This is a genomic window from Burkholderia sp. PvR073, from assembly GCF_054055695.1.
The window spans coordinates 62156-88163 of record NZ_JBSRXO010000012.1; the positions used below are offsets into that span (position 1 = coordinate 62156).

24 protein-coding genes and 3 pseudogenes are annotated in these 26008 nt (G+C 62.3%); 9 read left to right on the forward strand and 18 right to left on the reverse strand.

What is annotated here, in order from left to right; genetic code table 11:
- Window position 1 precedes the first annotated feature (1 nt).
- Window positions 2–952: an OmpA family protein gene (locus tag ACVK00_RS28210; protein WP_284888496.1), complete on the forward strand. Its 951-nt coding sequence runs from the start codon at window positions 2–4 to the stop codon at window positions 950–952.
- Between the two features lie 126 nt (window positions 953–1078).
- On the opposite strand, the gene tssA is transcribed toward ACVK00_RS28210, so the two are convergent.
- From tssA to ACVK00_RS28255, 9 genes are all read right to left on the reverse strand, one after another.
- Window positions 1079–2200, reverse strand: coding sequence for a type VI secretion system protein TssA (gene tssA, locus ACVK00_RS28215; RefSeq protein WP_284888495.1), 1122 nt, complete (start codon window positions 2198–2200; stop codon window positions 1079–1081).
- Window positions 2201–2239: 39 nt separating this feature from the next.
- Window positions 2240–4909, reverse strand: a complete 2670-nt coding sequence (gene tssH / locus ACVK00_RS28220) for a type VI secretion system ATPase TssH (protein ID WP_284888494.1) — start codon at window positions 4907–4909, stop codon at window positions 2240–2242.
- A 43-nt stretch (window positions 4910–4952) separates the two neighbouring features.
- Window positions 4953–6053, reverse strand: coding sequence for a type VI secretion system baseplate subunit TssG (gene tssG / locus ACVK00_RS28225; RefSeq protein WP_284888493.1), 1101 nt, complete (start codon window positions 6051–6053; stop codon window positions 4953–4955).
- Window positions 6017–7852 (reverse strand): type VI secretion system baseplate subunit TssF, encoded by a 1836-nt coding sequence (gene tssF / locus ACVK00_RS28230; RefSeq protein ID WP_166722046.1) that lies wholly within the window; start codon window positions 7850–7852, stop codon window positions 6017–6019. The genes tssG and tssF overlap by 37 nt, the downstream gene beginning before the upstream one ends.
- Window positions 7853–7929: 77 nt before the next feature.
- The gene (tssE, locus tag ACVK00_RS28235) at window positions 7930–8415 is read right to left on the reverse strand and encodes a type VI secretion system baseplate subunit TssE (RefSeq protein ID WP_059465243.1); all 486 of its coding nucleotides are present in this window, start codon (window positions 8413–8415) and stop codon (window positions 7930–7932) included.
- 61 nt (window positions 8416–8476) lie between these two features.
- Window positions 8477–8980, reverse strand: a complete 504-nt coding sequence (locus ACVK00_RS28240; RefSeq protein WP_006477093.1) for an Hcp family type VI secretion system effector — start codon at window positions 8978–8980, stop codon at window positions 8477–8479.
- 70 nt (window positions 8981–9050) lie between these two features.
- Window positions 9051–10541 (reverse strand): type VI secretion system contractile sheath large subunit, encoded by a 1491-nt coding sequence (tssC, locus tag ACVK00_RS28245; RefSeq protein ID WP_006757139.1) that lies wholly within the window; start codon window positions 10539–10541, stop codon window positions 9051–9053.
- A gap of 15 nt (window positions 10542–10556) precedes the next feature.
- Complete coding sequence (tssB, locus tag ACVK00_RS28250) at window positions 10557–11072, reverse strand: type VI secretion system contractile sheath small subunit (RefSeq protein ID WP_069619456.1); 516 nt, start codon at window positions 11070–11072, stop codon at window positions 10557–10559.
- A 44-nt stretch (window positions 11073–11116) separates the two neighbouring features.
- Window positions 11117–11758: a tetratricopeptide repeat protein gene (locus tag ACVK00_RS28255; RefSeq protein WP_228906640.1), complete on the reverse strand. Its 642-nt coding sequence runs from the start codon at window positions 11756–11758 to the stop codon at window positions 11117–11119.
- A 375-nt stretch (window positions 11759–12133) separates the two neighbouring features.
- On the opposite strand from ACVK00_RS28255, the gene tssJ reads away from it, so the two are divergent.
- The 3 genes from tssJ (at window position 12134) to icmH (ending at window position 14975) form a co-directional block, all read left to right on the forward strand.
- Window positions 12134–12745, forward strand: a complete 612-nt coding sequence (gene tssJ / locus ACVK00_RS28260) for a type VI secretion system lipoprotein TssJ (RefSeq protein ID WP_166722048.1) — start codon at window positions 12134–12136, stop codon at window positions 12743–12745.
- Window positions 12746–12849: 104 nt separating this feature from the next.
- On the forward strand, window positions 12850–14196 hold the full coding sequence (gene tssK, locus ACVK00_RS28265; protein WP_228906639.1) for a type VI secretion system baseplate subunit TssK: 1347 nt from the start codon (window positions 12850–12852) through the stop codon (window positions 14194–14196).
- On the forward strand, window positions 14193–14975 hold the full coding sequence (icmH, locus tag ACVK00_RS28270) for a type IVB secretion system protein IcmH/DotU (protein WP_228906637.1): 783 nt from the start codon (window positions 14193–14195) through the stop codon (window positions 14973–14975). The genes tssK and icmH overlap by 4 nt, the downstream gene beginning before the upstream one ends.
- Before the next feature lie 92 nt (window positions 14976–15067).
- Here icmH and ACVK00_RS28275 read toward each other — a convergent pair whose 3' ends face one another.
- The 4 genes and pseudogenes from ACVK00_RS28275 to ACVK00_RS28290 all read right to left on the reverse strand — a co-directional run.
- Window positions 15068–15385: a DUF7716 domain-containing protein gene (locus tag ACVK00_RS28275; protein ID WP_284888491.1), complete on the reverse strand. Its 318-nt coding sequence runs from the start codon at window positions 15383–15385 to the stop codon at window positions 15068–15070.
- Window positions 15386–15847: 462 nt separating this feature from the next.
- Window positions 15848–16246 (reverse strand): SMI1/KNR4 family protein, encoded by a 399-nt coding sequence (locus ACVK00_RS28280; RefSeq protein WP_284888490.1) that lies wholly within the window; start codon window positions 16244–16246, stop codon window positions 15848–15850.
- Window positions 16236–16529, reverse strand: coding sequence for a hypothetical protein (locus tag ACVK00_RS28285; RefSeq protein WP_456826970.1), 294 nt, complete (start codon window positions 16527–16529; stop codon window positions 16236–16238). Before ACVK00_RS28285 ends, ACVK00_RS28280 begins: the two co-directional genes overlap by 11 nt.
- Window positions 16412–16729: pseudogene (locus ACVK00_RS28290) on the reverse strand (RHS repeat-associated core domain-containing protein); the annotation flags it as partial. The pseudogene ACVK00_RS28290 and the gene ACVK00_RS28285, both read right to left, overlap by 118 nt.
- Window positions 16730–16963: 234 nt before the next feature.
- Between ACVK00_RS28290 and ACVK00_RS28295 the strand changes: the two are divergent.
- A complete protein-coding gene (locus ACVK00_RS28295; RefSeq protein ID WP_284888489.1) occupies window positions 16964–17764 on the forward strand; it encodes a transporter substrate-binding domain-containing protein in 801 nt (266 codons plus the stop codon).
- Between the two features lie 82 nt (window positions 17765–17846).
- On the opposite strand, the gene ACVK00_RS28300 is transcribed toward ACVK00_RS28295, so the two are convergent.
- Window positions 17847–18050, reverse strand: a complete 204-nt coding sequence (locus ACVK00_RS28300; protein WP_006757125.1) for a hypothetical protein — start codon at window positions 18048–18050, stop codon at window positions 17847–17849.
- A 503-nt stretch (window positions 18051–18553) separates the two neighbouring features.
- On the opposite strand from ACVK00_RS28300, the gene ACVK00_RS28305 reads away from it, so the two are divergent.
- Together ACVK00_RS28305 and ACVK00_RS28310 are read left to right on the forward strand one after the other, a co-directional pair.
- Window positions 18554–19150: a hypothetical protein gene (locus ACVK00_RS28305; protein ID WP_284888488.1), complete on the forward strand. Its 597-nt coding sequence runs from the start codon at window positions 18554–18556 to the stop codon at window positions 19148–19150.
- Window positions 19151–19347: 197 nt separating this feature from the next.
- Entirely contained in the window at window positions 19348–19746 is a 399-nt protein-coding gene (locus ACVK00_RS28310) for a hypothetical protein (protein WP_354122909.1), read from the forward strand.
- Here ACVK00_RS28310 and ACVK00_RS28315 read toward each other — a convergent pair.
- From ACVK00_RS28315 to ACVK00_RS28325, 3 genes are all read right to left on the reverse strand, one after another.
- Complete coding sequence (locus ACVK00_RS28315; RefSeq protein WP_229050520.1) at window positions 19740–20036, reverse strand: hydrogenase maturation factor; 297 nt, start codon at window positions 20034–20036, stop codon at window positions 19740–19742. The genes ACVK00_RS28310 and ACVK00_RS28315 overlap by 7 nt on opposite strands.
- An 81-nt stretch (window positions 20037–20117) precedes the next feature.
- A complete protein-coding gene (locus ACVK00_RS28320; RefSeq protein ID WP_354122908.1) occupies window positions 20118–20510 on the reverse strand; it encodes an NUDIX hydrolase in 393 nt (130 codons plus the stop codon).
- 867 nt (window positions 20511–21377) lie between these two features.
- Window positions 21378–22613 carry a hypothetical protein gene (locus ACVK00_RS28325; protein ID WP_354122907.1) on the reverse strand — a complete coding sequence of 412 codons (1236 nt, stop codon included), beginning with the start codon at window positions 22611–22613 and terminating at the stop codon, window positions 21378–21380.
- A gap of 443 nt (window positions 22614–23056) precedes the next feature.
- On the opposite strand from ACVK00_RS28325, the gene ACVK00_RS28330 reads away from it, so the two are divergent.
- Window positions 23057–24337 (forward strand): hypothetical protein, encoded by a 1281-nt coding sequence (locus ACVK00_RS28330; protein WP_354122906.1) that lies wholly within the window; start codon window positions 23057–23059, stop codon window positions 24335–24337.
- Between the two features lie 719 nt (window positions 24338–25056).
- On the opposite strand, the pseudogene ACVK00_RS28335 reads toward ACVK00_RS28330, so the two are convergent.
- A pseudogene (locus ACVK00_RS28335) lies at window positions 25057–25551 on the reverse strand (phage portal protein); the annotation flags it as partial.
- On the opposite strand from ACVK00_RS28335, the pseudogene ACVK00_RS28340 reads away from it, so the two are divergent.
- Window positions 25549–25944 (forward strand): annotated as a pseudogene (locus ACVK00_RS28340) (phage late control D family protein); the annotation flags it as partial. The pseudogenes ACVK00_RS28335 and ACVK00_RS28340 sit on opposite strands and share 3 nt — an antisense overlap.
- Window positions 25945–26008 lie beyond the last annotated feature (64 nt).

A 26008-nucleotide genomic window follows, 5' to 3' on the forward strand; every position in this document is an offset into this window, starting at 1 on the left:
GATGCAACGCACGATTCACGTCCGCCGCGCGCGCTTCTCGCCCTTCGTGGCCGCCCTCGTCGCCGCCGGCCTCATCGGCAGCGGCGCGGCCTACGCGCAGAACACGGGCGGCGCGACCGTCACGCCGGTCGGCAACGGCGCGGTCGCGACCGCCGCCCTGCCCGCCAATACCAATCCCGCCGCCGCGTCGGCCGCAGCGTCCGGCACGGTGGTGCACGGCACGGCCGGCACGATCGCGCCGCCGCCCGCGAACGCGACGCCCGGCCAGGTGGTGGCCGGCGGCAAGGTGCCCGACGAGGCGACCAAGGCCGCCGTGCTGCAGAAGCTGCGCGACACCTACGGCGCGGCGAACGTGGTCGACCAGATCGAGGTCGGCGACGTCGCGACGCCGCCGAACTGGAGCGCGAACGTGCAGAAACTGCTCGGCGCGCAGCTCAAGCAGATCAGCAAGGGCCAGTTGAAGATCAACGGCACGCAGATCGAGGTGAAGGGCGAGGTGCACAACGAGGCGCAGCGCCAGCAGCTCGCGAGCGACATGGCGAACACGCTGAACCCGACTTATACGATCAAGAACGGGCTGCGTGTGTCGGCGTCCGAGCAGGGGCTGCTCGACCAGACGCTCGCGAACCGCACGATCGAGTTCGAGACGGGCAGCGCGACGCTCACGCCGCAAGGCAGGCAGATCCTCGATCAGATGGCGGCCGCGCTGTCGAAGTTGCAGAACCGCACGGTCGACATCATCGGCCACACCGACAACTCGGGGAACCGGACGTCGAACATCGCGCTGAGCCAGGCGCGCGCGGATGCGGTGAAGGGGTATCTGATCACGAAGAGCATTCCGCCGCAGCAGATGACGACGACGGGGGTCGGGCCGGATCAGCCTATTGCGCCGAATGATACGGCGGACGGACGGGCGAGGAATCGGCGGATTGAGTTCCGGGTAGGGCAGTAAGCGGCGATCCGGGGGCAGGATTACTGGCAGACTGTCCCGCGGATTGCGCAGGCCCCATTCTGCTCCCGCAGTGTCAACAAGTCGGTCGCCTGACCGACCGACTACTGAATCCAGCCCACGACTGCCTCACGACTGCTCGTCGGGCCTCACACCCAGCAGCTCGCGGATATGCGACAGCGACCCGTCGTCCTTCACGACGCTCTCGAGCCACTTGTGCAGCGGCATGTCGGCCCATTCGGCCGCCTTGTCCGCGAGATACGCGACCGGGCTGTGCGGCTCGGTCTGCCGGAAGTAACGCGCGACGGCGCGCAGCTGGTCGACGGCCTGCGCGCGGTTCTGGATGCCGGCAATCATTTGCGTCATCGGAGGACGCGGAGCGGTCTGCGACTGCACATGGGTCTCCTGGGTAGGGAACGCGTCGCCGAAGCTCGGCTCGATGCGCTCGGGCTGCGTCTGCGATGACGACGGCGCCTGCGGCGCACTGCCCGTATAGCCCTGCTCGCGCGCAAAGCGCTCGGTGAGCCGGTACACGGTCTCGAACGCGTCGCGCGCCTGCCGGAAGCTCGGCGCCGAATCGCCCGCACGTTCGACGAGCCGCTCCTCGAACGCGTCGAGCGAGAACTCGAACGCCTTCAGGTTCGCGAGCAGCGTCGTGTAGAACGCGATCGGCGTCACGCGCCGCGACGCATCGACCTGCTCGACCGACGGTTTGCCGCGCGCGATGTCGTCCGCGTGTTCGGGGTCGCGCTTCACGGCCTGCGCCACATGCTGCGCGACTTCCCAGTCGAGCGTGGTGAACGCACTCGACGCGCCTTCCGTCACGGGAATGCCGCGCAGCAACTCGGCCGTGCGGCCGGATAGCCACGCGACGTTGCCGAGCCGGTATTCGACGTCGTCGCCTTCGGGCAGCGGATGCACGGTGTCCCAATAGTCGCGGCACAGGCCTTCCAGCAGCGCATAGCCTTCGGTGAGGCCGGTGATGCCGTCCTCCAGCGCGAGCGCCTCGGTCAGCCACACGGCGAGCCGCAGGTCCTTGGTGCGCGTGCGCAGCAACTCGCCCGCGTGATCGACGACGAAGCCCCAGTCGGCCTCCTTGATCTCGGTCACCCACTCGCCCTGGTCGAGCGTCGGATCGTCATAGCGCCGCGCATCCTGGATCGCGTCGAATTCGTTCGAGAACAGCAGGTCGTCGCCGCTGGGCGACGCATCGCTGATCGGCGTCAGCAGCTCGGGAAGATTGATCGGCATGGTTCGGTCAGTTCATCAATGCGTGTTGCGCGGCCGTGCTCATTCGACGGTGTATGCGAATTCGCCGGCCTCGTCCGCGCGCACCGCGATGCGCGCGATGGCCGCGCCGTCGGCGATCCGGCCGAGCACGTGGCCCGCGATCTCCGGCAGCAGCGTGCCGTTCAGGATATGGTCGACGTTGCGAGCGCCCGAGTCGACCTCGGTGCAGCGCGCGAGCACCGCATCGACGAGCGATTCGTCCCACTCGAACGCGGCCTTGTGGTTCGCGTCGATGCGGCGGCGGATCCGTTCGAGCTTCAGCTCGATGATCTCGGCCAGCACGTCGTCGGAAATCGGGTAGTACGGCACGACCTTCATCCGGCCGAGGAACGCCGGCTTGAACGTCTTGTACAGCTGCGGACGCAGCGCCTCGGCGAGCGCGTCCGGATCGGGCAGCTCCTCGGCCGGCTTGTTCAGGCACGCCTGCATCACCGCGGTCGACCCGACGTTCGACGTCAGGATGATCAACGTGTTGCGGAAGTCGATCTCGCGCCCTTCGGCGTCGTCCATCGTGCCCTTGTCGAACACCTGGAAGAACATCTCGAGCACGTCCGGGTGCGCCTTCTCGACCTCGTCGAGCAGCACGACGGAATACGGGTTGCGGCGCACGGCCTCGGTCAGCACGCCACCCTCGCCGTAGCCGACGTAGCCCGGCGGCGAACCCTTCAGGCCCGACACGCTGTGCGCTTCCTGGTACTCGCTCATGTTGATCGTGACCATCTTGCGCTCGCCGCCGTACAGGATGTCGGCCAGCGCGAGCGCCGTCTCGGTCTTGCCCACGCCCGACGGTCCGACGAACATGAACACGCCGCGCGGCTTGTTCGGATCCTCGAGGTTCGCGGTCGCCGTGCGCACGCGCTGCGCGATCGCGTCGAGCGCATGGTCCTGGCCGATCACGCGCGCGCTCAGCAGCGGCTGCAGGTTCAGCACGGTGTCGATCTCGTCCTTCACCATCCGGCCGAGCGGAATGCCGGTCCACGCGGCGACGATCTCGGCGACGACGTGGCCGTCGACCTGCAACGGCACCATCGGCTCGCCGCCCTGCAGCGCGTGCAGCGCCGCGACGCGTTCGGCCAGCTTCTCGCGGGTGGCCGGCACGTCGACCGGCTCGCCGTCTTCCGACGGGCCGCGCGCCTTGTCGAGCGTGTCGCGCAGTTCGGTGATCTCGGCGACGATCACGCGCTCGGCTTCATAGCGCGCCTCGTCCTCGGTCAATTGCGCGAGCGCCGTGTCGCGCGCGCCGCGCAGCTCGCCGAGCCGCTCGTCATGCGACGCGCCGCCCGCCGATTCGCGCTCCAGCGACGCGATTTCCGCGTCGATGCGCTCGATGCGCTTCTTCGTGTCGTCGATCGCCGCCGGCGTCGCGCTGTGCGCGAGCGCGACCTTCGCGCACGCGGTGTCGAGCACGCTGATCGCCTTGTCCGGCAGCTGGCGACCGCTGATGTAGCGATGCGACAGGCGCACGGCCTCGGTGATCGCGTCGTCGAGGATCCGCACGTTGAAGTGCTTCTCCATCAGCCCGGACATCCCGCGCAGCATCGCGGCCGCGAGCGGCTCGCTCGGCTCCTCGACCTTCACGACCTGGAAACGCCGCGCAAGCGCCGCATCCTTCTCGAAGTACTTCTTGTATTCGCTCCACGTCGTCGCGGCGATCGTGCGCAGCTCGCCGCGCGCGAGCGCCGGCTTCAGCAGGTTCGCCGCGTCGTTCTGGCCGGCCTGGCCGCCCGCGCCGATGATCGTGTGTGCCTCGTCGATGAACAGGATGATCGGGTGCGCGCTCTTCTTCACCTCGTCGATCACGCTCTTCAGACGGTTCTCGAACTCGCCCTTCACGCTCGCGCCGGCCTGCAGCAGGCCCATGTCGAGCACGTGCAGCGCGACGCCGCGCAGCGGCGGCGGCACGTCGTCGGCCGCGATCCGCAACGCGAGCCCCTCGACGACCGCCGTTTTGCCGACGCCGGCCTCGCCGGTCATGATCGGATTGTTCTGGCGGCGGCGCATCAGGATGTCGATCGCCTGGCGGATCTCCGCTTCGCGGCCGATCACCGGGTCGATCTTGCCGTCGCGCGCACGCTGCGTGAGGTTGGTCGTGTAGGTGTCGAGCGCGGGCGTCTTCGACGGGCCGGCCGCGGGCGCGGCGCCGTCGGCGGCCGACGCGACGTCGCCCTCTTCCGTATCCGGCTGGCGCGGCTCGGCCTCGCTCGAGCCGCCCATGATCTCGTCGAACTTGTGCTTCAGGTCCGTCACGTTCATTTCCGCGAACTGCGACGACATGCGCTGCGCGAACTGCGCGAGATCGGGCGCGGTCAGCAGCGCGAGCAGCAGGTGCCCCGAGCGGATGCGACCGAGCTGAGAATCGAGCGACGCGATCAGCCATGCCTGCTCGAACAGCGCGATCAGATGCACGGAGAACACCGGCGTGCGCGTGTTGCCCGTCTTCAGCCGCGTGAGTTCTCGCTCGAGATCGGCACGCAGCGCATGCGGATCGACGCGGCTCGCGCGCAGCGCGAGCGGCAGGTCGCCCGTCGCTTCGTCGAGCAGCGCGAGGAACAGGTGCTCCAGATCGACCTCGTAATGGCCGCGCGCCAGGCACGCGCTCGCCGCACGCTCGGTCGCGTGCCGGCACAGCGGATTCAGTTTCGTGATCAGGGTCTTCAGAGGCGTGCTCATGGCGTCGATCTCAGGTTCGATTGGTGTTTATTGTCGTTTGGAATCAGTGAATCACGTGCAGTTCGTAGCGGGCGTCCGAGCGGTCGTCGAGCGCGTCGCGCGTGCAGAGGAACGCGTCCCAGCCGAGCCGCGAGCCCGCGCCGAGCACGCTCGCGCCAACCTCGGTGCGCTTCAGCACGAGCTTCACCTCGTATTCGAGCGTGACGCCGGCGAGCAGCGTCAGCATCCGTTCGAGCGCGACGGCGTGCGCGCCGCCGGGCAGGAATGCCTCGTAGTCGCGCTTGGACAGCGGGCCGACGACGATCCGCGCGCGCATGTCGCGCTGCCACACACGTTCGCCGACGAGCGCCGTCGCGCCGAGCACCGCGTTGACCTCGCCGAGCACGCTCAACTGGTCGGGCGGCACGTCGTACCATTTGCCGACGAACTGGTCGATCTTCACCGGCACGCGGAAGTAGTCGGACAGTGTGCGCTGCAGGTACGCGGCCGACATCGGACGGTGCCGCGCGGCGAGCGCATAGCCGGCGACGGCCTCGTCGAGCACGCCGCCCGCGCCGGCCGCGAGGCTGTCGCGGATCTCGTCGCTCGGCACGCCGGCGATCGCGAGCAGCAGCGGCAGGTAGCGCTCGTCGCGATCGAGTTCGTAATGGAACGGCAGCCGGTATTTCTTCCACGCCGCATAGAACAGCGCGGTCGCGCGGTTCGAGAACACGTCGAAGAACGCGCGTGCCGCGTGGTCGCGCTTCAGATGCTCGCGCGCGACGATCTGCTCGGTGTAGTGCAGCGGCAGCGCGCCCTGAGCGCCGAGCAGCCCGAAGAACGCGGGCGTCAGCTCGACGTGACCGAGCTCGCCGGCCGCGAGCGCGGCGCCGCGTTCCTCATCCGAATCGAGCAGCTGGCCGCCGTCGTGGAACGAGCGGGCGCCTTCGATCTCGCTCGGCGGAAAGCCGAGCGACAGCGTGTTGCGGAATTCGATGTGCTGCGCGACGACGTCGCCGTGCCGCCATGCGCCGGGCGCATCGGACGCCTGCCGCGCGAACAGCCCTTCGAGCACGCGCACCGCCTGGAAGAATTCGAAGCGGTGCGGCTCGTCGAGCAGCGCGTCGACTACGCCAGGATCGATTCGCCGGTTCGGGGCTTGCATCGGATGATCTCCTCGCCGGTGCGCTTCGACACCACGACTAGTTGAACGAAACTGTTGAGGTGGACATACAGCCCGAAGAAGCTGTCGAGCACGCGTACGAACGACGCAAGGCTCGCGCCGACGAAGTGCTCCTCGTCGATCGTCAGCCGGATCTCGATGCCGCGCACGAAGGTCGCGAACGGCTTGCCGGGCAGCCACTGCACGGCGCCGCGCTGCTCGACGCCGGCGAGGCCGTCGATCTGGCGCATCGACACGGCGGTGCGCCGCAGGTCGTACAGCGTCAGCATTTCCTTGAGCGGCGCGAGCCCGTGTGCGACCAGCGACACGTGGTTCAGCGCGAGGTGCGACACGAGCCGCCAGTGCGCGGCGCGGCCGCGCTCGAAACGCACGCTCTGGGTCGGGCGCCGCAGCAGCGAGATGCCGCTCGTCTGCGCGCCGCCTTCCTGGAACAGGTCGCCGCCTTCGAGGCCGAACGCGAGCATCGACGGCAGGTCGCGGTTCGTGCAGGTGAGGTCGAGGCTCAGCGTGTCGGTCTGCGGCGACGTCGGCTCGAAGTCGATGTCGACGATCGAGATCTCCGTTTCGTATCCGGGGCTTTTCTGCGCGACCCAGTCGTTGCGGCGCGCGAACCAGTAATGACCGATCCGCGCCGATTCGCCGTGATGCAGCGAATAGAACGGCCGGAACTCGATCACCGATTCCTCATGCGCCTGCTGCCGGACGAGCTTCACCGAATCGATCGAGTACACCTCGTACGCGAACGCTCGGCGCGCTTCGGCGATCACCGGATACGACACCGCGCGGTGCGTGATGCGGATCGGCTCGCCGTGCTGGCGGAACAGGTTGACGATCGGCGTGCAGAACAGCCGGAAATGGCTGGCCGTCAGCAGCTCGAGCAGCCGCGCGACGTGCGAATCGCTGCGCACGTCCTGCAGCACCAGATGCAGCGTCGCGCGCTGGCAGCGGCCCGACGCGCGCGCAATTGCCGCGAGGTCGAAATCGACGAAATCGAACTTGTCGGGGAACGCGAAGTATTCGGTGAGCAGGCGATAGGCGGGGTGCGACTTCGCCGGGTAGTCGATCAGCGCGTCGTCCTCGTCGAAGCCGGCGTGCGCGATCGGCAGCTTGCGCAGCGCGGTCCAGCGGCCGTTGCGCTCGGGCTCGACATACGCGCCGAGCACATTGACGAACAGGCAGTCGGTCAGCGCGGCGACGAACGACTGTTCACCGTGCAGGTGCGCGCGCAGCGTGGGCAGTTTCAGCGCGCCGAGATCGAGCTGCGCGGCGAGCGATTCGAACGTGATCGAGATCACGCCCGTCGCGTTGGAGGGCAGCACCGTCGCGCTCGGCGCGAGCGCGACCGGCATGTAGCGCGCTTCCGAAATGCGGATCGGCGCGAGCGTCACGTCGTACGCGGTGCGGAACCGGCACTGCACGCCGCGGATCGGACGGCTCTTCAGCTCGGTGCCGCGGTCGATCACGACCGGTTCGGTCTGCTGGCCGGGCGAAGCCGGCGTGAATTGCGCGATCGAGCACGACGGGAACGGCCGCAGGTAGTGCGGATACAGCACTTCCAGCAGCGCTTCGGTGAATTCCGGGTAGTCGTCGTCGAGCTTCTTGTTGATGCGCGCACCCAGCAGCGCGAACGACTCGATCATCCGCTCGACGTGCGGATCCTCGCAGTGCTCGCCGGACAACGCGAGCCGCGCGGCGATCTTCGGATAGCGTTCGGCGAAATCTCGCGAATAGCGCCGCAAAAACGATAATTCGCGCTCGTAATACGGCAGCAATTCTTCCATCGACGACCCCGAACCTCAATATTTCCTGCCGGACCCTGTTCCTCCACCGGGCGGTCCGGCCCGCTCGGCGGCTTGACTCACAGCATTCTTGCCGCGCGTGTGCGCGTGACCGAATACTGCAGCGTCGACGGCTGCAACATCGCGTCGAAACTCACCGGCTCTTCGGCCGGATGCACGACGAGCAGCGCCTGGATCGCGAAGTAAAGCGCGTTGGTCGACTGCTCGTTCAGCTCGAACGTCACCTGCACCTGCTGCAACCGCGGCTCGTGGCGCGCAATGGCCTGCTGGATCGACTTGCAGATGAACGCGCGGTCGTAATGACTCGCGAGGCTCAGCCCCGCGAAATCGTTCAGCCCGTAGGTCAGCACCGACTTCTGGCATTCCGGCAGCGCGGCCAGTTCGATTTCGGTGTGCGCGATACGGGTGTTGAGGATCGCCTCGACGTCGCGGGCGACCGTGTTCTTGAGCTCGTCCAGCGACAATTGCCGCATCGCTGCCGAGGCCGGCAGGTGCGGTTCGTCGTCGAACAGCTTGTCGAGAAAACTGGGTTCGAATCGTTTCATCAGCCGGCTCGCACAGCGAAAACGGCAACGGGACGCGCGCGCCCCGTTGCCGCAACCGACCTTAGACCGCGTAGGTCTTGTCGTTCTTCGTCAGACTCCAGGCGCCTTGCGTGTTGCCGCCCTGGTTGCCGCCGATCTTCTGCTGGGTTTGCTTCCACTGCACAGCTGCGTACTTCAGCGAGAACGTCTCGAGCGGCAGACCTTCTTCGCGAACGCTCGGGGCGATGCTCGAGATGATCACGTACTTGAGCTTGACTTCCAGATACTGCACGCGCTTGCCTTCACCGTCAGCGCGCGAGAAATGGACCGTCACCTCGTCGAACGTGGTGCCGCCCGAAGCGTGTTGGTACAGCAGCGGGCTCGACGAATCGATTTCCTTCGTGAAAATCATGTCGCCGTGCTCGCAACGCGTCATCGTGTGACCGCCAGCAGTCGATGCGGTTGCCGAACGCGGTTGAACGATCGAGTGATCCCACGATTTCAGCTCGATCCAGCCCTGGTGGTCCTTGTCCGCGGACTCGCCCTTCACCGCGGGACTACCAAACTGCAAGTGCATATGTAACATGGCCCTTCGACTCCCCAAAGAGGTGGTTTTAACGTCCTACCCAGGCGGCCCGCCCGGGCGATCTACTCGCTTATGAATTTGCCGGTTTGGGCAGATCAGCGACAAGTCGCAGAGAAATCGAGAGTTCGTCGAGCTGAAAGTGCGGGCGCAGGAACGCGACCGAACGATACGAGCCCGGCTTGCCCGGAATCTCTGACACTTGTATGGATGCCTCGCGCAGCGGGAATTGCGCCTTCTGTTCCTGCGATGCGTTGTCGTCGAGCAGGACGTACTGCGAAATCCACCGGTTGAGGAAAGTCTCCACGTTCTGCGCCGATGCGAAGCTGCCGATCTTGTCCCGCATCATCGCCTTCAGGTAGTGCGCGACGCGCGATACCGAGAAGATGTACTGAAGCTGGGCGGACAGGACGGCATTCGCATTCGCGCTGTCGGTGCTGTATTTTTTCGGTTTCTGCACCGATTGCGCGGCGAAGAACGCAGCGTAATCCGAGTTCTTGCAATGGACGAGCGGGATGAAGCCGAGGTCGCTCAGCTCCTTCTCGCGGCGATCGGTGATCGCGATTTCGGTCGGGCACTTCAGCGCGACTTCACCGTCGTCGGTCTTGAACGTGTGGGTCGGCAGATCCTCGACGAGGCCACCGCCCTCGACGCCGCGGATCGCCGCGCACCAGCCGAAGTCGTCGAACGCGGCGGTCAGGCGTGCCGCGAACGCCCACGACGCGTTGCACCACAGGTACTTGTCGTGCTCGGTGCCGTCCACATCCTCGACGAAGTTGAAGTTCTCCGCGGTCTGGCCGTCCTTCGGATTGAACGGCAGGCGGCCGAGGAAGCGCGGCAGCGTGAGGCCAACGTAACGCGAATCCTCGGAATCGCGGAACGACTTCCACTTCGCGTATTCGACCGTGTCGAACACCTTGCCGAGATCGCGCGGCTTGCCGAGGTCGGAGAACGACTCGAGGCCGAGCAACTCCGGCGACGCCGACGCGATGAACGGCGCATGCGCCGCGGCCGCGACGTGCGACATCTGCTCGATGAAGTACATGTCTTCCGGCTGGCGCGAGATCTCGTAGTCACCGATCAGCGCACCGAACGGCGAGCCGCCGAACGTGCCGAACTCTTCTTCGTAGACCTTCTTGAACAGCGCGCTCTGGTCGAACTCGCTCGCGCCCTTGAAGTCGCGCACGAGGTCGCGCTTCGGTGCGTGCAGCGCCTTGATCTTGATCGTCTGGCCCGTGTTGCTTTCCTTGACCAGGTAGTCCATCCCGCGCCACGTGCTTTCGAGGCGCTGGAATTCCGGCGCGTGCATCACCGCGGAGAGCTGCGTGGAGATCAGGCGGTCGAGCTCCGCGACGCGCGCGTCGATCGTCGCCGACAGGTTGTCCGACACGATCACCGTGCCGTCGAGCACCTGGTGCACGAGCTCGCCGATCAGGTCCTTCGCACGCGCATGCTCGGAATCGGATTTCGCGACCTTGCTCTTCTCGACGATGTCGTCGAGCAACGAAGTCCCGGCGGCGTATTCCGCGCCGCTCGCTTGGGCCGCAGCCGTTTGCTGGTTCATCTCAATACTCCGTCGTCATTCGCCGTCTTTGTCGCCGCCCGTGCCCTTCGCGAGCTCCTGCAGCTGCTGCGTGTTCTTCAGCACTTCCGACAGCAGATCCTCGAGCTTGTCGTTGCCGGCGAGCTTGTTGCGCAGGTCGGCGAGCTTCGAGCGCGCCTCGAGCAGGCGGCGCAGCGGCTCGACCTGTTCGACGACGTCGTCCGGGCTGAAATCCGACAGCGAACGGAACTTCAGGTCGACCGCGAACTTGCCGCCTTCCGGGCTCAGGCGGTTTTCCACCTGAAACGCGGCGCGCGGCTCGATCGCCTTCATCACGTCGTCGAAGTTGTCGCGGTCGATATTGACGAACTTGCGGTCGCGCAGCTTCGGCTGCTCGATTTCCGACTGGCCCGCCAGATCGCCGACGACCCCGACGACGAACGGCAGTTCCTTCACCTCGATCGCGTCGCCCTTCTCGACCTCGTAGGTCAATTGGACGCGCGGCGGCCGAATTTTCTGCAAGCTTTTCTGAATGCTTTCTTTCTTGGCCATCTCGACGGCTCCCAGGTTAGTTGTGGTTATCGCGTCAGTTGCGGTCAGTTGCGCAGCGCGCTGAATGGATCGGCTCCGCCCTTCTGCCCCGCGGCGGCCTGCGGCGCGGCAGGCGGCGTCGGCGCGGTCGTTGCCGCTTCAGCGGCCGGTGCCGCACCGGCCTTCGGACGATGAACGATACGGCGCGGCGTACGCGCCTTCGTGACCCGTTGTTCCGGCGGGAACAGCGCCGATTCGCCGAGCGTGTCGCGCAGCTGCTTCGCGAGCGCCTGCGCGTCCGACTTCGCGTCGCCCGCGAGCGACGAGTCCTGGCGCAACTCGCCGAGCGACTGCGTCGCGATCCGCAGGCCCGCGACGGCCAGCACGCTCTTGGCCTGGCGGTCGGTCGCGTCACGCTGCAGCGCTTCCTGCGCGGCGACGATCGCCTGGCCATAGTGGTTCTGGGCAAACTGGATCTGCGCGATGCGCGACCACGGCTCCTCGCGCGTCGGATCCGACTTCGCGAGTTGCTGGTACAGGCCGAGAGCCTTGTCCTGGTCACCCGACTTCGCAACGGCGTCTGCATCGGCCAGCGACTTGTTGAACACCTCGGCAGTCGGCGGCGCCGGCGGCTGGCTCGCGCAACCGGCGATCACGCCGCAAGCCAGCACTACCCCAGAAAGTTTTGCGAAGAGACGGTCTTTCATCTTATATCCACCGGCGCGTGAGTATTAAAATCGTTGAGAATCTGGTTCTTTTGCTTTGCAAGAAGCGCGCGGGTATAGTACCGATCAATTTTTCATAATTCAATCGCTGCGTGCAGAGTAATTCCTTTTAAAACCGAGCGCTACCCCTCGAAACGCCTCTGGCAACGGCCCCGCGGCGGCTTTCCCATCGACCGGAATGCGCAAGTTTTACTTGCCCGGCAACGCATCGCCAGGGCGACGGAAAAATTTTCCGGGGACGCGATGCGTCGCACGTTTGCTTAATAGTTGAACACCAGATAAGCCGGACATACGCGGAGAACGCGCAAGGCCCGGTAGTTTTGACAGGGGAGTTAAAGGCGGCACGCCGGAAATACGATGAGATCGTCCATGATTCGCTATGCGCTGCCGCTGATCGCCTGCGCGCTCCTGGCCGGATGCGCGGCCGCCCCGCTGCTCGGCTCCGCCGCGAGCGCCGTGCTGCAGGCTGCCGGCGTCGGCAAGCCCGACCTGCCGGATGCCCAGAAGCCGCCGCGCAACATCGGGCTCACGCTCGCCGCCGCGTCCAACCTGAATGCCGCGAACGATCGCAAGCCGCTCGCATTAGTGGTGAGACTCTACGCGCTGAAGGATCCGACTTCGTTCCAGCAGGCGCCGTTCGATGCGTTCACCGATCCGACCAAGGAAAAGGCCGCGCTGGGCGCCGATCTGCTGAACGTGCGTGAAATCACGCTGATTCCGGGCCAGCGCTATACCGCGACCGAAAAGGTATCGCGCGAAGCGCAGGCATTCGGCATCGTCGCGCTGTTCCGCGATCCCGCAATCCAGCGATGGAAACTGACGTTCGACCCGGCGAAGTCGGAGAAATCCGGCATAATCATCGGCCTGCATAATTGCGCGATGACGGTCACCGATGGTTCCGTGATCGCACCGCAACAAGGCGCGCCTTCGCAACCGCTGAATATGCTTTCGTCGGTCAGCTGCGGTTAAAGACATGACGCGCGAATGTCAATTAACAAGAGTTAACAATTGGCGAGTTAATTCGGGCATGACCAAATCGATTACATCGCAACGCCACATTAACCGGATTTGACATGAGTTATTCGGCCAAGGTGCTGTGGGGGGAAGGACTGTTCCTCCGGCCTCAACACTTTCAGCGTCAGGACGCCTACCACGAGGCGCGCCTGTTCGAATCCATCCAGGCGATCCAGCCGTACAACTGGGGCGTGCGCTCCGTGCGCATCGACCGCGATGCGCTCGGCAGCAACGTGCTGCGCGTGGCCGAGCTCGCGCTCGTGTTCCCGGACGGCGCGCTGTATGCCGCGCCGCAGGCCGACGACCTGCCGCCGCCGATCGCGCTCGACACGCTGCCCGACGGCATCAACGAATTCGTGTTCTACCTCGCGCTGCACCCGCTGCGCGAGAACGGCACCAACTACAGCGACGATCCGGCCGCCGGTTTCATGACGCGTTTCGTCAGCGAGCAGACGAGCGTCGCCGACAACTTCACCGACGCCGCCGAAGCCGACATCACGTTCCTGAAGACCCAGGTCAAGCTGATCGCGCACAGCGAGCCGCGCGACCAGCTGCTGTCGGTGCCGCTCGTGCGCGTGCGCCGCACCGCGACGTCCGGCTTCGAGATCGACGACAGCTTCGTGCCGCCGTGCCTCGCGATCGAGGCTTCGCCGATCCTGCACCAGCGGTTGCGCCAACTGGTCGACGCGCTGCAGGCGAAGGTCAACGCGCTGTACGGCTTTCACCGCGAGCCGTCGAAGAACATCATCGAGTTCCGTTCGGGCGACATCGCGTCGTTCTGGCTGCTGCACACCGCGAACGCCGCGTTCGCGACGCTCGCGCATCTGCACCAGCATGCGGCGCTGCATCCGGAACGACTGTTCCAGGAACTGTTGCGCCTCGCGGGGCAATTGATGACGTTCTCGAAGGGCTATACGCTCGCCGACCTGCCCGTGTATCGCCACGACGATCCGGGCCCGAGCTTCGCGCGTCTCGACCTGATGCTGCGCGAGCTGCTCGACACCGTGATCTCGACGCGCTACTTCGCGATCACGCTCGACGAGGTGCGTCCGTCGTTCCACCTCGGCCGCCTCGATTCCGGCAAGATCGACGACAAGACCGAGTTCTACCTGGCCGTGTCCGCCGACATGCCGAACGTCGAGCTCGTCGACGCCGTGCCGGCCCGCTTCAAGGTCGGTGCGCCTGACGACGTCGACAAGCTCGTGCTGTCGGCGATGCCCGGCGTGCGGCTTGCGTACACGCCGCAGGTGCCGCCCGCGATCCCCGTGCGGCCGGGCGCGTGCTATTTCTCGCTCGATTCGCGCGGCGCGCTGTACGAGCGCATGCTGCAGGCCCAGTCCGCGATGATCTACGCGCCGACTGGCATCAATGACCTGAAATTCGAACTGATCGCGGTCACCTCATGAGCTACGCGCCCTCCCTGTTCGGCGACAACACGCCGGCACCGTTGCAGACCCCGGCGTCGACCGACGCCGCGTTCCAGGCCCGTTCGCTGGTCGACCTGCTGTACGACGGGTTCTTCATGCTGTTCCTGCTCAAGAACGGCCGCGAGCCGGACAGCGCGAGCGAGTTCAGCACGAAGATCCAGGAATTCCTGTCGGATTTCGAGCGCGGCGCGAAGAAGCTGAATATCGCTGCGGAAGACGTGTACGGCGCGAAGTTCGCGTATTGCGCGGCGGTCGATGAAATGGTGCTGTCGTCGCAGTTCAAGATTCGGGCCGACTGGGAGCGCCGGCCGCTGCAGCTCGTGCTGTTCGGCGAGCAGCTCGCGGGGGAGAAGTTCTTTCAGTATCTCGAGGAATGTCGCGCGCAGGGCGCGGCGCGGCTGCAGTCGCTCGAGGTGTTTCATATGTGCCTGCTGCTCGGGTTCCAGGGCAAGTATCTGCTCGAGGGGCCGGAGAAGCTGGCTTATCTCACCGCGCGGCTGGGCGACGAGATCGCGCATATGAAAGGCAAGCGCGCACCGTTCGCGCCGCATTGGCCGCTGCCCGACCAGATCGCGCATCGGTTGAAGCGCGAGGTGCCGGTTTGGGCGATCGGGGCGGTGTTCGCGCTGGTCGCACTGCTGGGGTATCTCGGGCTCAATACGTATCTGAAGGACAAGACGCTGCAGGCGTTGGCGCCTTATTCGCAAGTCGTCAAGGTCGGGCCGGAGTCTGCGAATTTGACGATTTCGTTGCCTTGAGGGGCAGGCTTCGTTCCGCGCTGATGCTTCATCAAAAAGGGACCGCTCAGCGGTCCTTTTTTACTGTGGCGCGTGGCACGTTGCGCGCGTCGTCAGAGCAGGATGAACTCGTCGTTGTCGACGTAGAACACGAATGCATCGAACAATTGCGCGACTGATGGTTCGTCGACCTGGTCATGTGCGTTGATTACGATGTCCTCGATCGTCGCGCTGTTCAGTGTCACGCGCCAGCCGGGTTGCGGGGCCGTGGCGGGCGGCATGTCGGCTTCAGTGTGGTCGGCGTCTTCGATGAATACGCCTTCTGTATCGAGCGTCCATGGCGTCGGCGGCAGACAGAGCCATCCGGAGAAATCGCCGGGGTGTTCGAGAATGTGCTTCAGCGACGCGGTGGTCGCGGTGATGGTCGACATGGGTAGTGCGTTTGTAACGAGGATGAGTTTTGCTGGGCGCCGCGGTGTCACGTTGGCAGGCCGTCATTATGCCGATTCCGCGACGGGGAAATTGGTCGGGCTTGATCATCCTGCGTCGCGCGAGTGCTGAGGGAAGCGGCTCGCCGACAACACCCTTGGAAGCCCATCATCTTCTAGCACATCAAAATTCGAGCAATGTCCTCAAGCTCATCAACGGAAAAATCACTCACAGCCTCAAGAGAAACTCCGTAATCCAGATCAAATTTCACATTGAAATATTTTCCCATATACGCGCAACACAAAACATCAGCCTCCGGTAGACAGACGACTTTTTCGAGGGAAATCCCCCCTCCCCCCCGAGCAATGCACTGCGAACGCCCTCGAAATCCAGAGCATCCAAATCCTTCGAATTAAATTCCCGCATCGTTAAGTACCTTATCGCAGTCAAGATCGGTCCTGATCTCACCTCTCCCCAAGCGTCAAGCCTTTGAGCTTCACCAACAGATCGGTAAGTGAATCGGCCGATCTCTCCAGGAACTTTGGATTCGTTACGCCCATTCCTACTTCAAACACCTCTCCGGCAGCATTGATCAGAATTGCTTGACCGCCGCTATCATCGCCAATCATGAAATATCCAGGAAAGTACTTCTGGACTTCATATTCTATATTTCGCTCAGGCAAAACTTCTATCTCATGCAGGGCCAAGCAGCCAGTCGAATTGAGCCCATTGGTAATTAGAAGAAAGTCAACGTACTCTTTAGGAAAAGACAGTCCGACCTTCGCCTCCGCAGCATGAATCTGGGCAAGCAGCGCGGGAACTCTCAGTTCGAAGTGCTGGCTAAGATTCGCTCTATTTGGCATTGAAAGATCCAAAACAGTCAAAATGCTTGTAATTTTGCCGCATAGCTCGCCTCACGACATCTTCTGGAACACCTGCTGCCCTCATCCGTCTAGCGGCCTCATTGAATTCCGTGCGTACATCCGTATTGATTTCGGAATGCCCGTTGCATACCAGAGATTTGAGCAGTCCTCGATCCGCGACAACTGCCCCGCCGCGACATAACGATACCGCCGCTCGGCGAGCGGCGCGGGCGACGTCGACCGTTGAATCGTCTGCTGCAGCACGCGCCCTGCCGGATCGCAGTGCGTGCGCTGCCCGACCGTGCTCGACAGCACGCGCACCGTCTCGCGATGAAGATCATCGCGCTCGAACTGCACGCGCTCCTCACCATCGAGCAGCATCCGGTGCACATGGCCGGAACCGTACATCAACCAGTCGACGGCATGCCCGTCCGGCCGCACAGTACGTCGCCGGTTGTCGAGTTCGTCGTATTCGTGATGCCAATGGCACGAAACGGAAATGACCCTGATTTAAAAGCGCATTTCTAAACGCATGAGATGCCGCGTCGTCACTCTGCACTGCACCCGCCGCCCGCTGAAATCGATTGCAATCAGGGCCCATTCGACTTTCGGCACGGGCCGGTTGCGAGTAGTGTCTACGTGCCCGTATTCCGGCCCAGCCCGGGCACGCTCGATGCCCGGCGCACAATTACCATATTGAAACACTGGAGATCTGCGATGAAACGTTCGAAGTTCCTTCTGTCGGGCCTGCTGCTCGCGTCGGCCCTCGGTTTCACGGCCGTCGCCGCGCACGCGGAAGACCTGCTCGACTCGATTAAGAAAGCCGGCGTGCTGCGCGTCGGGCTCGAAGGCACGTATCCGCCGTTCAACTCGCGCGGCACCTCCGGTCAGCTCGAGGGCTTCGACGTCGACGTCGCGAATGCGGTCGCCGGCAAGCTCGGCGTGAAGACGCAGTTCATCCCGACCGAATGGAGCGGGATCATCGCGGGGCTGCAGGCCGGCAAGTTCGACGTGATCGTCAACCAGGTCACGATCACGCCGCAGCGCAAGGAAGTGCTCGACTTCAGCCAGCCGTACACGTACTCGGCCGCGCAGCTGATCCAGCGCAAGGACGACACGCGCAACTTCAAGTCGCTCGAGGATTTCAAGGGCAAGAAGCTCGGCGTGACGCTCGGCACCAACTACGACCAGATGGCGCGCAGCGTGCCGGGCATCGAGGTGCAGACGTATCCGGGCGCGCCGGAAAAGCTGCGCGACCTCGCCGCGGGCCGGATCGAGGCGACGCTCGACGACCGCCTGATGCTGCCGTACATGATCAAGACGTCAAACCTGCCGCTGCGCTCGGGCGCGGTGCTCAACGGCGGCAAGCAGGAGATGGCGATCCCGTTCCGCAAGGGTAATCCGAAGTTCGAGAAGGCGATCAACGATGCGCTGGATTCGCTGCGCAAGGAAGGCACGTTGAAGAAGATCTCGATGCACTGGTTCGGCAGCGACGTGACGGTGCCGCTCGCGCAGTAAGCGGTTCGCCGCGCTTTCATCGCGTCACGTCCTTCGCTGCGGCGAAGGCGTGACGCGCTTCTGCAGTTCTGTTCGTTTCCCCTCAAGCAGCTTCGTCAAAGCGCGCGAGCAGCAGCTGTCCGATCGGCGTCAGCGCCGGGCGTGCAGCCACCGCATTCACGCGTACCTGCGTATCGTCAACGAGCCGCTTTTCGACGAGCACGGCGAAAGCCGGGTTCGACGGGTCGACGCTGTCCGGCGCGCGAGCAATGCGCAGCAGCATCGAAAATTCATGTGGACTCAGCATGGTCCGTGTCTCCTGATCGTCCGCGATCCAACTCAATCGGCGTCGATCGTGTTTTCGAATGGAATGGCGCGGTGCATGGTCGATGCGCTGTCGGGAGCGAGATCCCGGTTGGCCGCTTGCGCGACGCGGGCACGGCGTCGCGTGCGGAGTGCGCACGCCCGGATCGCGACGACGGCGCCGCGACGGGAATGTGCAACGTTAGGGGCGCAGCGTGACGCGGGCGTGACAGGGAAACGGGGGCGTAGCGATGCGTGCTGGCTGGCGGAATTGCGGGGCGCGGGAGGCGGAAGATGCCGCCGGCCGGCTACGCGCATTCGCGACGATTCAGGCTTCGGGCGGACATGTTCGGCGCCGGTTGGCGACATGCGCGGCAGGATTACGTTTTGACAGATGTTGGACGATGCGTTGGCAAACCGCGCGACGTACACGACAATCACGCGAACACTCGGCGCACGGCTGCATGGCCTCGATGCCGACGCGAGGATTTGCCCGACAGGCCAACTATGAAAACAATGCGTGGAATCGCAGTGTGCGTCGTTGCAGCGCTGGTGAGCGGCTGCGTTGCGACACCCAGTCTCCTCGGCGAGGGCACGGCGGGCGCTACGCCAACGCAGGCGAGCGGCATTCTGATCGTCGTGGACGGCAGGATGTTCGACGCGCCGTCGTTCGGTAAGGAGGGCCGCGCCTATCTGGTCGGACTGGGCGAAGGCATCCAGGGCGCACTGGCGGACGTGCCGACGAAAGTCGTGGAACTCGACGTGATGAAATTCGTGAATCCGGTACCGTCCGCGCTGCAGGCCATGAGCCCAAGTCACACGATCCGCTTGTTCACGGAGTCCGACATGATGCGCTACGGCACGCCCATCAGCGCGACGTGGCAGATGGAGGTATCGGACGTTACGACTGCACCGGTGCCGGCGACCAACGACAAACCCGGTGGTACCCGCTATACGATCAAGCCGATCTACAAGGCACGCGCCAACGGGGAAACGTGTCTCGATTCCGACAGTCTCGCAAGGAAGTGCGGTGTGGCGATGGGGAAAATGTTCGGTGAAACCTTGCGTGCGGCGCACGTGGTGCGAATCGGAACGGGGACGTAAGACGTCGGCGCTCAGCGCGTTGTTGGTGATTGCGCCGAAACGAAAAAAGGGGCTACGGAAAATTCCGTAACCCCTTTTCGGATTTGGTGCCGGCTGCAGGACTCGAACCCGCCACCTGATGATTACAAAGCACTTGAAATTCCTAGAAACTACAAGGGCTTAGCGTAATTCCACGTTTCCAAATCCGGATAATTTGCATGCTCCCGAGCCTTATGTGGCAAGGGCTCGCATCGTATTGGAAACGCGCCCTTTCTCTAGTTGCCCTCCACATATCTTCGATAGATGATTGTGAAGCACTGCGGGAAGAGGCACTTGCGAGCACTCTTGCCAGAAGCAAAATGCTGTTCGCCAGTGCTAAGGGAGTGATTTTCGACGAGGGCAATATGAAAAATACAACCAATGAAAATGCCGGTCCGGGCTGGGGAATCGCTGCAGGCGTGATTCTTACATTGGTCGGGCTGAGCCTCAGCCTGTTTCCGCGCGCCCTGAATAGCACGGGGACACTGAACGACTTTCTGTCGTCAGGGATCGCGATGATGGGTATCTTCCTCGTCGTGTACTCCGTACACGAGCTGCGACGAAAACATCATCACTGAGCGCCGAGACTGTCGCGCCCCAGGTCCACGAGCAGATCGTCAATGATGATTTCACCTGCGGAACGACCGGCCCGCAAGGCTTCTAGGCCGTCGGCAAATGGCTTACCGCGATCATCGGCCAGGCGAATCGGCGCGAGAAAGAACGACGGCGCCGCCGTCGCGCGAACCTGCACGACAGCAACGAAACCCGCATCGACGTGATCCGTCGTGAGGGTTGCGCTCGCCTGATCGAACTGATACTCGCAGCGGACGTCGATCGTGTATCCGCGATATGTGTACGCGCTGTCCATTTACGCCTCGGTGCGGGTGAGCCCCCAATGGGTGCTCCGAAGTATAGCTACGAGCGAGTGTGCCGGAACTGAAAAACGGCGCTACGCGTGCAGCTCGCCGTCGAATACCAGTTCGATGATTTTCTTCGTAGGAATGCTCGCCCGGATATTGGCGACCGCATCGTGGCGGAACCATTTGCATCGAGCAATTTCGTTACTCGGCTGCGGCTTCTGTTCAGCGACGAACGACCCGATAAACACGTGGTGCAGCTTGCTGAGGCCGCCGAAGTGCATGGCATAGGTGAGGTTCAGGTCGATCAAACCCGTCTCCTCCCACAGTTCCCGATGAGCTGCGTCAAGCGGCGATTCACCGACTTTTATCGTGCCTCCGGGCAACGCCCATCGTGACGCTGCGCGTGAGACCAACAGCACGCGCGGGCCATCGCAGCATACGATCGTTGCCCGCTCTTTGACGGGTGCATCTGGACTGGTCATGAAATCTAGGGACAAACAATTAATTTTCGAGGTACGGTGGAAGCGTACAGGATAGAAATTGAAGTGGCGCGCGCGCTCCCCGGTTCGCAGCCCTGCAGCCTCGCGCCGAGGCGATAGGACGCAAAAAACCCCGGCCACAGGGGGACCGTGACCGGGGTAAGAAACCGTCCGTACTCAGGCACGAGGCGGGACGTACCGGGAGTCTAGGAGGCGGGATTTCGTTCCAAAATAGTGGAAAACGAGCATCTTAAACGGCAATTGCCCACCAACGGGAAGCAATGACAGCCCGCGGCGGGACAATTCAAACGTCTCGGTCGCAACTTGCAGGGCGCGTAGCAACACACGTGGCAACCGAAGGGCTGCACCGCTTCAATGTGTCGGATGACCAGCTCAACAGCTATTGATCGAACTGCACAAAACGCGAAAACTCGATAACCCACGCGCATAACCGGCTAGGTGCGAGCGTCGTTCGCGCCAAACACTGCCTTCGGAGTTTTACCAGCGCACCAAAACTATTTATAAATCAATGCCTTGCGCAACTCGCAATTTGCAAAACCAAGGCTAATCAAGGTCAATCAGAGCTGCCCAAGCTCACCCCAACTGTAATTTCACTGTACTTCGGTCCAGACTCAGTGAACCGGTTTGCGGCACTTCATTCTCCGCCGTACCCCTCTCATCATTTCGCCTCGGTAACTCTTGCAGGATAGTTGTATCTGGAGCGCGTCCTACAGTCGCCGCGGATTTCCCGTGAGGATTCGGGATGAGTTCAGCATTCATCCGCGAAGGCGACGCGACCAACCATGGCAGCCGGGTAACCGCTAGGCGCGAGCGTTGTTCGCGCCAAACACTGCCTATCGGCTAGCATCCTTAATGATCCTGCGTTGTTGTCTTCGCTTTCGCTGATTCGACCTTCCATCGTTCTAAGTCGTCGAAGAACATGCGGGGCGTCCAGCCTTTGGTGATTCCTTCCAACAGGTACGTGTCTACAAGATCAAGGCCAAAATCAGCAACAGGCTGAAGCACCGTCGTTGCTGCCATGCCCGCGACGACCTTCGCGCCCGCGAGCTTTGTGTCCAACAGAGATCCAATACCCGTCCCGATGGCGGTGGTCGCAATGGCCTTGGTTATCTTTCCAATATCTTTCTGGAAGAAACCCTTCGGCGCTACCAATGCATCTATGTACTCCCGTGTGAGTTCCTCTCCCGAAGAACGGTCGAGCGCATCGGCAAGCCAGCCACGAAATTTTTTAGAACTTCGCTTGTTGCGGAACTTTGCGATTCGCTCCAATGGCTTATCCAACGAATCAAATACAACCTTTAAATCTGGAACATTCTGAATCTTCGCAATTTCAGCATACCCCTCAGCAACCGAATTCAATGAGGTGATTTTTTTAGCTGAATCGTTGAAAAAATGAAAAAAATCGAAATTCGAGTAGGATGTCAGACGCTCTTCACACATCAACGTATACGAAATAACTTCATCCGCGCATTTATTCATAAGCTCGCGCTTAGCTTTCGGAAAATTCGTTAATTCGATTACATTAGGATCAAGACCAAGAGCCGTCAGCTTTCCGGACAAAAATGCAGACTCCGTGGCCTTCACTGCCATTTCCGCCATACCATCCCGCGATACAGAATACAGAGGTAGTAATTTTTTCACCAATGCACTTTTTTCGCGCCTTCCCGGAACTGGCCTTACCCAGTTCAACCCTAGCTCAATGGATTGAATGGGATCGGTATGCGGCCCTTCGTTGAATTTCCCCCAACACAAAGGATTAATACCCTTTGCGTCGCTCACCAAATGCATGATGTTTTGCGTCCATAAGACGAAGTGTAGCGCCTCCTGCTCAACCAGTGCATCAAACCCTTTGCGACCGAAAAAATTGATCAATACAGCTAGAGGGATGTTTTCGCCGTGCACTCGAAATGATACTGCATCAAAAAGCAACAGCTGCTCAAATATTGATTTTTGTATATCACTTATTCGCTGAGGGAACAAATTTTGATCCATCAAGCTTACAGATTTTGACGAATCCAAGTACTTTCGACAAAATTCGTTGAGCTCCGGATAAAAGATCGTCTGGTTGTCCTGGATTTTTTTCATGGTTTGTCTTACTGATACGTAAGCGCCACACTGGGGCGACATGTTGTCATCCGGCTCGCGTTCGAATCGGCGGTCATCGTGCTTGTGATTATTATCAGATAGTACAGTCCTGCTAGCACAGTGGGTACCCGGTACGCTGCCCTGCGGCCTCGCGCCGAGGCGACAGGACGCAAAAAACCCCGGCCACAGGGGGACCGTGACCGGGGTAAGAAACCATCCGTACTCAGGCACGAGGTGGGACGTAGCGGGAGTCTAGGAGTTGGGATCTCGTTCCCAAATAGTGGAAAACGAGCGTTTTAAACGGCGATTGGCCACCAACAGGAAGCAATTCCCAGCCCGCGACGCGACAGTTCAGACGCCTCGGTCGCAACTCGCCGGGCGCGTAGACACACTGGCGAGGTAGTAGACTATCTCCGACAAACAACAAGCAAACGGGGATTGCGATGACTTGTGAAGTTGCCGTTTTGAATCGTCTCGCTGTCGCTCTCGCAGCAGACAGCGCAGTAACCTTCACGTCTCCCGCTGCTGGCGCGGAGCAATACACTTTCGCAACTGGGGCCAACAAGATTTTCCAGCTTGCGAAAGCTGCTCCAGTCGGCGTCATGCTTTACAACGCGGCTGACCTGCAAGAAGTTCCGTGGGAATTGGTCATCAAATCGTTTCGAAGTGAAGTCGGTGACACGCGCGACACGCTTTCGGATTACGCGACATCCCTGGTCGATTACATTCGCGATCACACGGCTCTGTTCCCTCCGGCCCATCGCGAGAAGCATTTCCGGCAATTGGCAGCTGGCGGCTTCTTCAGACTGCTCGACAAAGCTCTCACGGTGTACCCCGCTCTTATACAGAACGGGCAGCCTGACGTGCTGCAGGCGACAATGCGCACGTTCATGGAGACCGAAATTGCACTGAACGCAGCAACGCCGCTCGGAAGTCAGTTCACCGATGCTGATGTGGTGGATGCGAAAACTCGTCAGCGAGCGTGGCTAGCTCACGAGATTGCCGATTATCTCGGTGTGCCCGGCCAACATCATCATCTCGCGACTGTTGTCGACGCGGACGCCTTTGCCGATGTCGTTATTGAATCGCTGTATCGCTTCTACCACTGGCACTTTGATGGTCAATACTCGGGCATCGTCGTCGCGGGGTATGGCGAGAAAGAATATTTGCCCTCGTATATAGAAATACGATATTACGGTTTTCTCCTAGACAAGCTGATTGCCGTCGAATATTCCAAAAAAGCCATCGATCACAATGTCGACGCTCACATCGATGCGTTCGCGATGAAGTCGATGGTTCAGACCTTCATGTCCGGCTTCGCGCCGGAAGTCTTCAACACCGTCACCAACCTGTTTACGACACATGCGGAAGGTCTGATTGCAGGGCTGAACCTCGATCCGGCCGTGGCGGCCGGCGTGCCGCAGCGCATCGAGCAGGCAAAACGCGATTTCTCGCAGGCCTGGACGAGGCAGACGTGGAACTCGCACTATGCGCCCCTCAATTCCGTCATCTCGGGTCTCCCGCCGAGCGAGATGGCTGAGTTGGCAGAAACTTTGGTCGTGCTAGAATCTTTGAAGGAAAAGGTGACCCAGCGCACGCAATCAGTTGGCGGTCCTGTCGACGTCGCTGTAATCACGCGCTCCGAGGGGCTTGTTTGGATCAAGCGAAAACACTACTTCCGCGCGGATCTCAATCCGCGATACTTTGCACGGCAATCAAACTAACGCACGAGTGAGCCCACCATGACCGAGCCTAGGTTTGTTACATCCGAAGAGTTCATGGAACTACTGCGCCACGAACAAGTTAGTCCTTTCATCCACCCGACAAAGCCAGCGCCAGAGACTGAGTCGGCCGAGGCGAACGACGAAGCCTATGCTGCTCTGCGACGGGAATTTGACGCTGACCTGTACGGTCGAGTCAGCCTGAAACGTATTGCGAATCTGTCTCGATAATACCTATCGGGGACGTACAAGATGGCCGCGATTCCGCGGCCATTTTTGCATCTGCTCGCGCATTGCACGAGCCCGCCGCCCAAGTTGGGCCAGGGATCGGGGAGATTGCATAACCATGGCGCATAAAAGTGCATAGATGAATCGGTCGGCTGCTCGCCGCCACACCCAAGCTAGACGGCCCCGAGCCCGCCCCGCATGAGTGCATAAAAACCTTTCGTTTTTGCGGGCAGGTGGGGCGGGGTCACAACTGCGCGCGCCGGGTCTGAATCGTCATCCTTGGGGCAGCGTTCCGGCCCCAGGAGTGCGCCGCCGGCGCGTCAGGCAGCCCGCCACGGCCCTGGCGCAGGCTCGGCCAAGCCTTGGGGGCTGCTGTCCAGCGGCCGGCCTGAGGCGCCCTATTCCGCCGCGCCGGCGCACGGGCACCAGACGCAAAAAAGCCGCCGGCACCGAAGTGCCCGGCGGCTTTGCGTTGCCAGGTGTGCGCTCGGGCGTCAGCCCTTCGGCATCTCGAAGTCCCTGAACCGCACGACCTCGACCCCGAGCCAATCGTTCACCTCCCGGAGCCGAGCCTTCAGCGGATCGATCTCGAGGCCATTGAACACCCCGGCCGCCTTCTCCACGTCGCCGAACCCGCCCGCGTTCGACGGGATGATCCCCATGAGCTGCGGCGGCACGCGGTGCGCCGCGAGCTGATCCTCGACCGTCACCTTCTTGATGTTCCAGAACTCGTCCTTCGCCGCGACTTCGCCGATCGGCAGGAGCTGGATGCCGTCCTTCTTCCCCTTCGGCGCGTACATGAACAGGTTCCGGAAATTGCCCGGCCCCTTCGCGTTCTTCAATGCCGAGCGCAGGTTGTCGACGTCCTCCTGCTTCTCGGCCGCGTCGGTCATGTACAGGATGAAGCCCGCGTGGCTCCCGTTCTTGTAGTAGCGCCGGCGAAACAGCGTCGCGCTTTCGTTCAGCCAGGTCGAGTTCAGCGCCGACAGGCAACCACGGTGAAGCGGCGCCGACAGCGCACGACAAAGAAGAAGCCGATCGACAAGAGCGGCGACGTATTGTTCGGCACGGCCGAGAACGTCAAGACGTTGCGGCACACGTATGCGAACAAGGCAAACGCGACGCGCGCGGCGAAGGCAGAGTGGGAGAAGTTACAGCGCGGCGTCGCAGAATTCAGCATCGTGCTTGCGCTCGGCCGCCCCGAGCTGATGACCGAGTTACCTGTAACCGTGCGCGGTTACAAACGTGTCATCGACGAGTGCAACTGGATCATTGCGCGCGTTACACATTCGATCGACGGTAACGGCGGATTTACTTCGGACCTCGATCTGGAGGTCAAGGCAAGCGAAGTGCCGGAGATCGAATCCGGGGAGAACGAGTAGCGCCCTCGAGGCGCAGATCGATTGGCCGCCACGTCAAAAAAGCCCGCGGTCGCGGGCTCCGGTT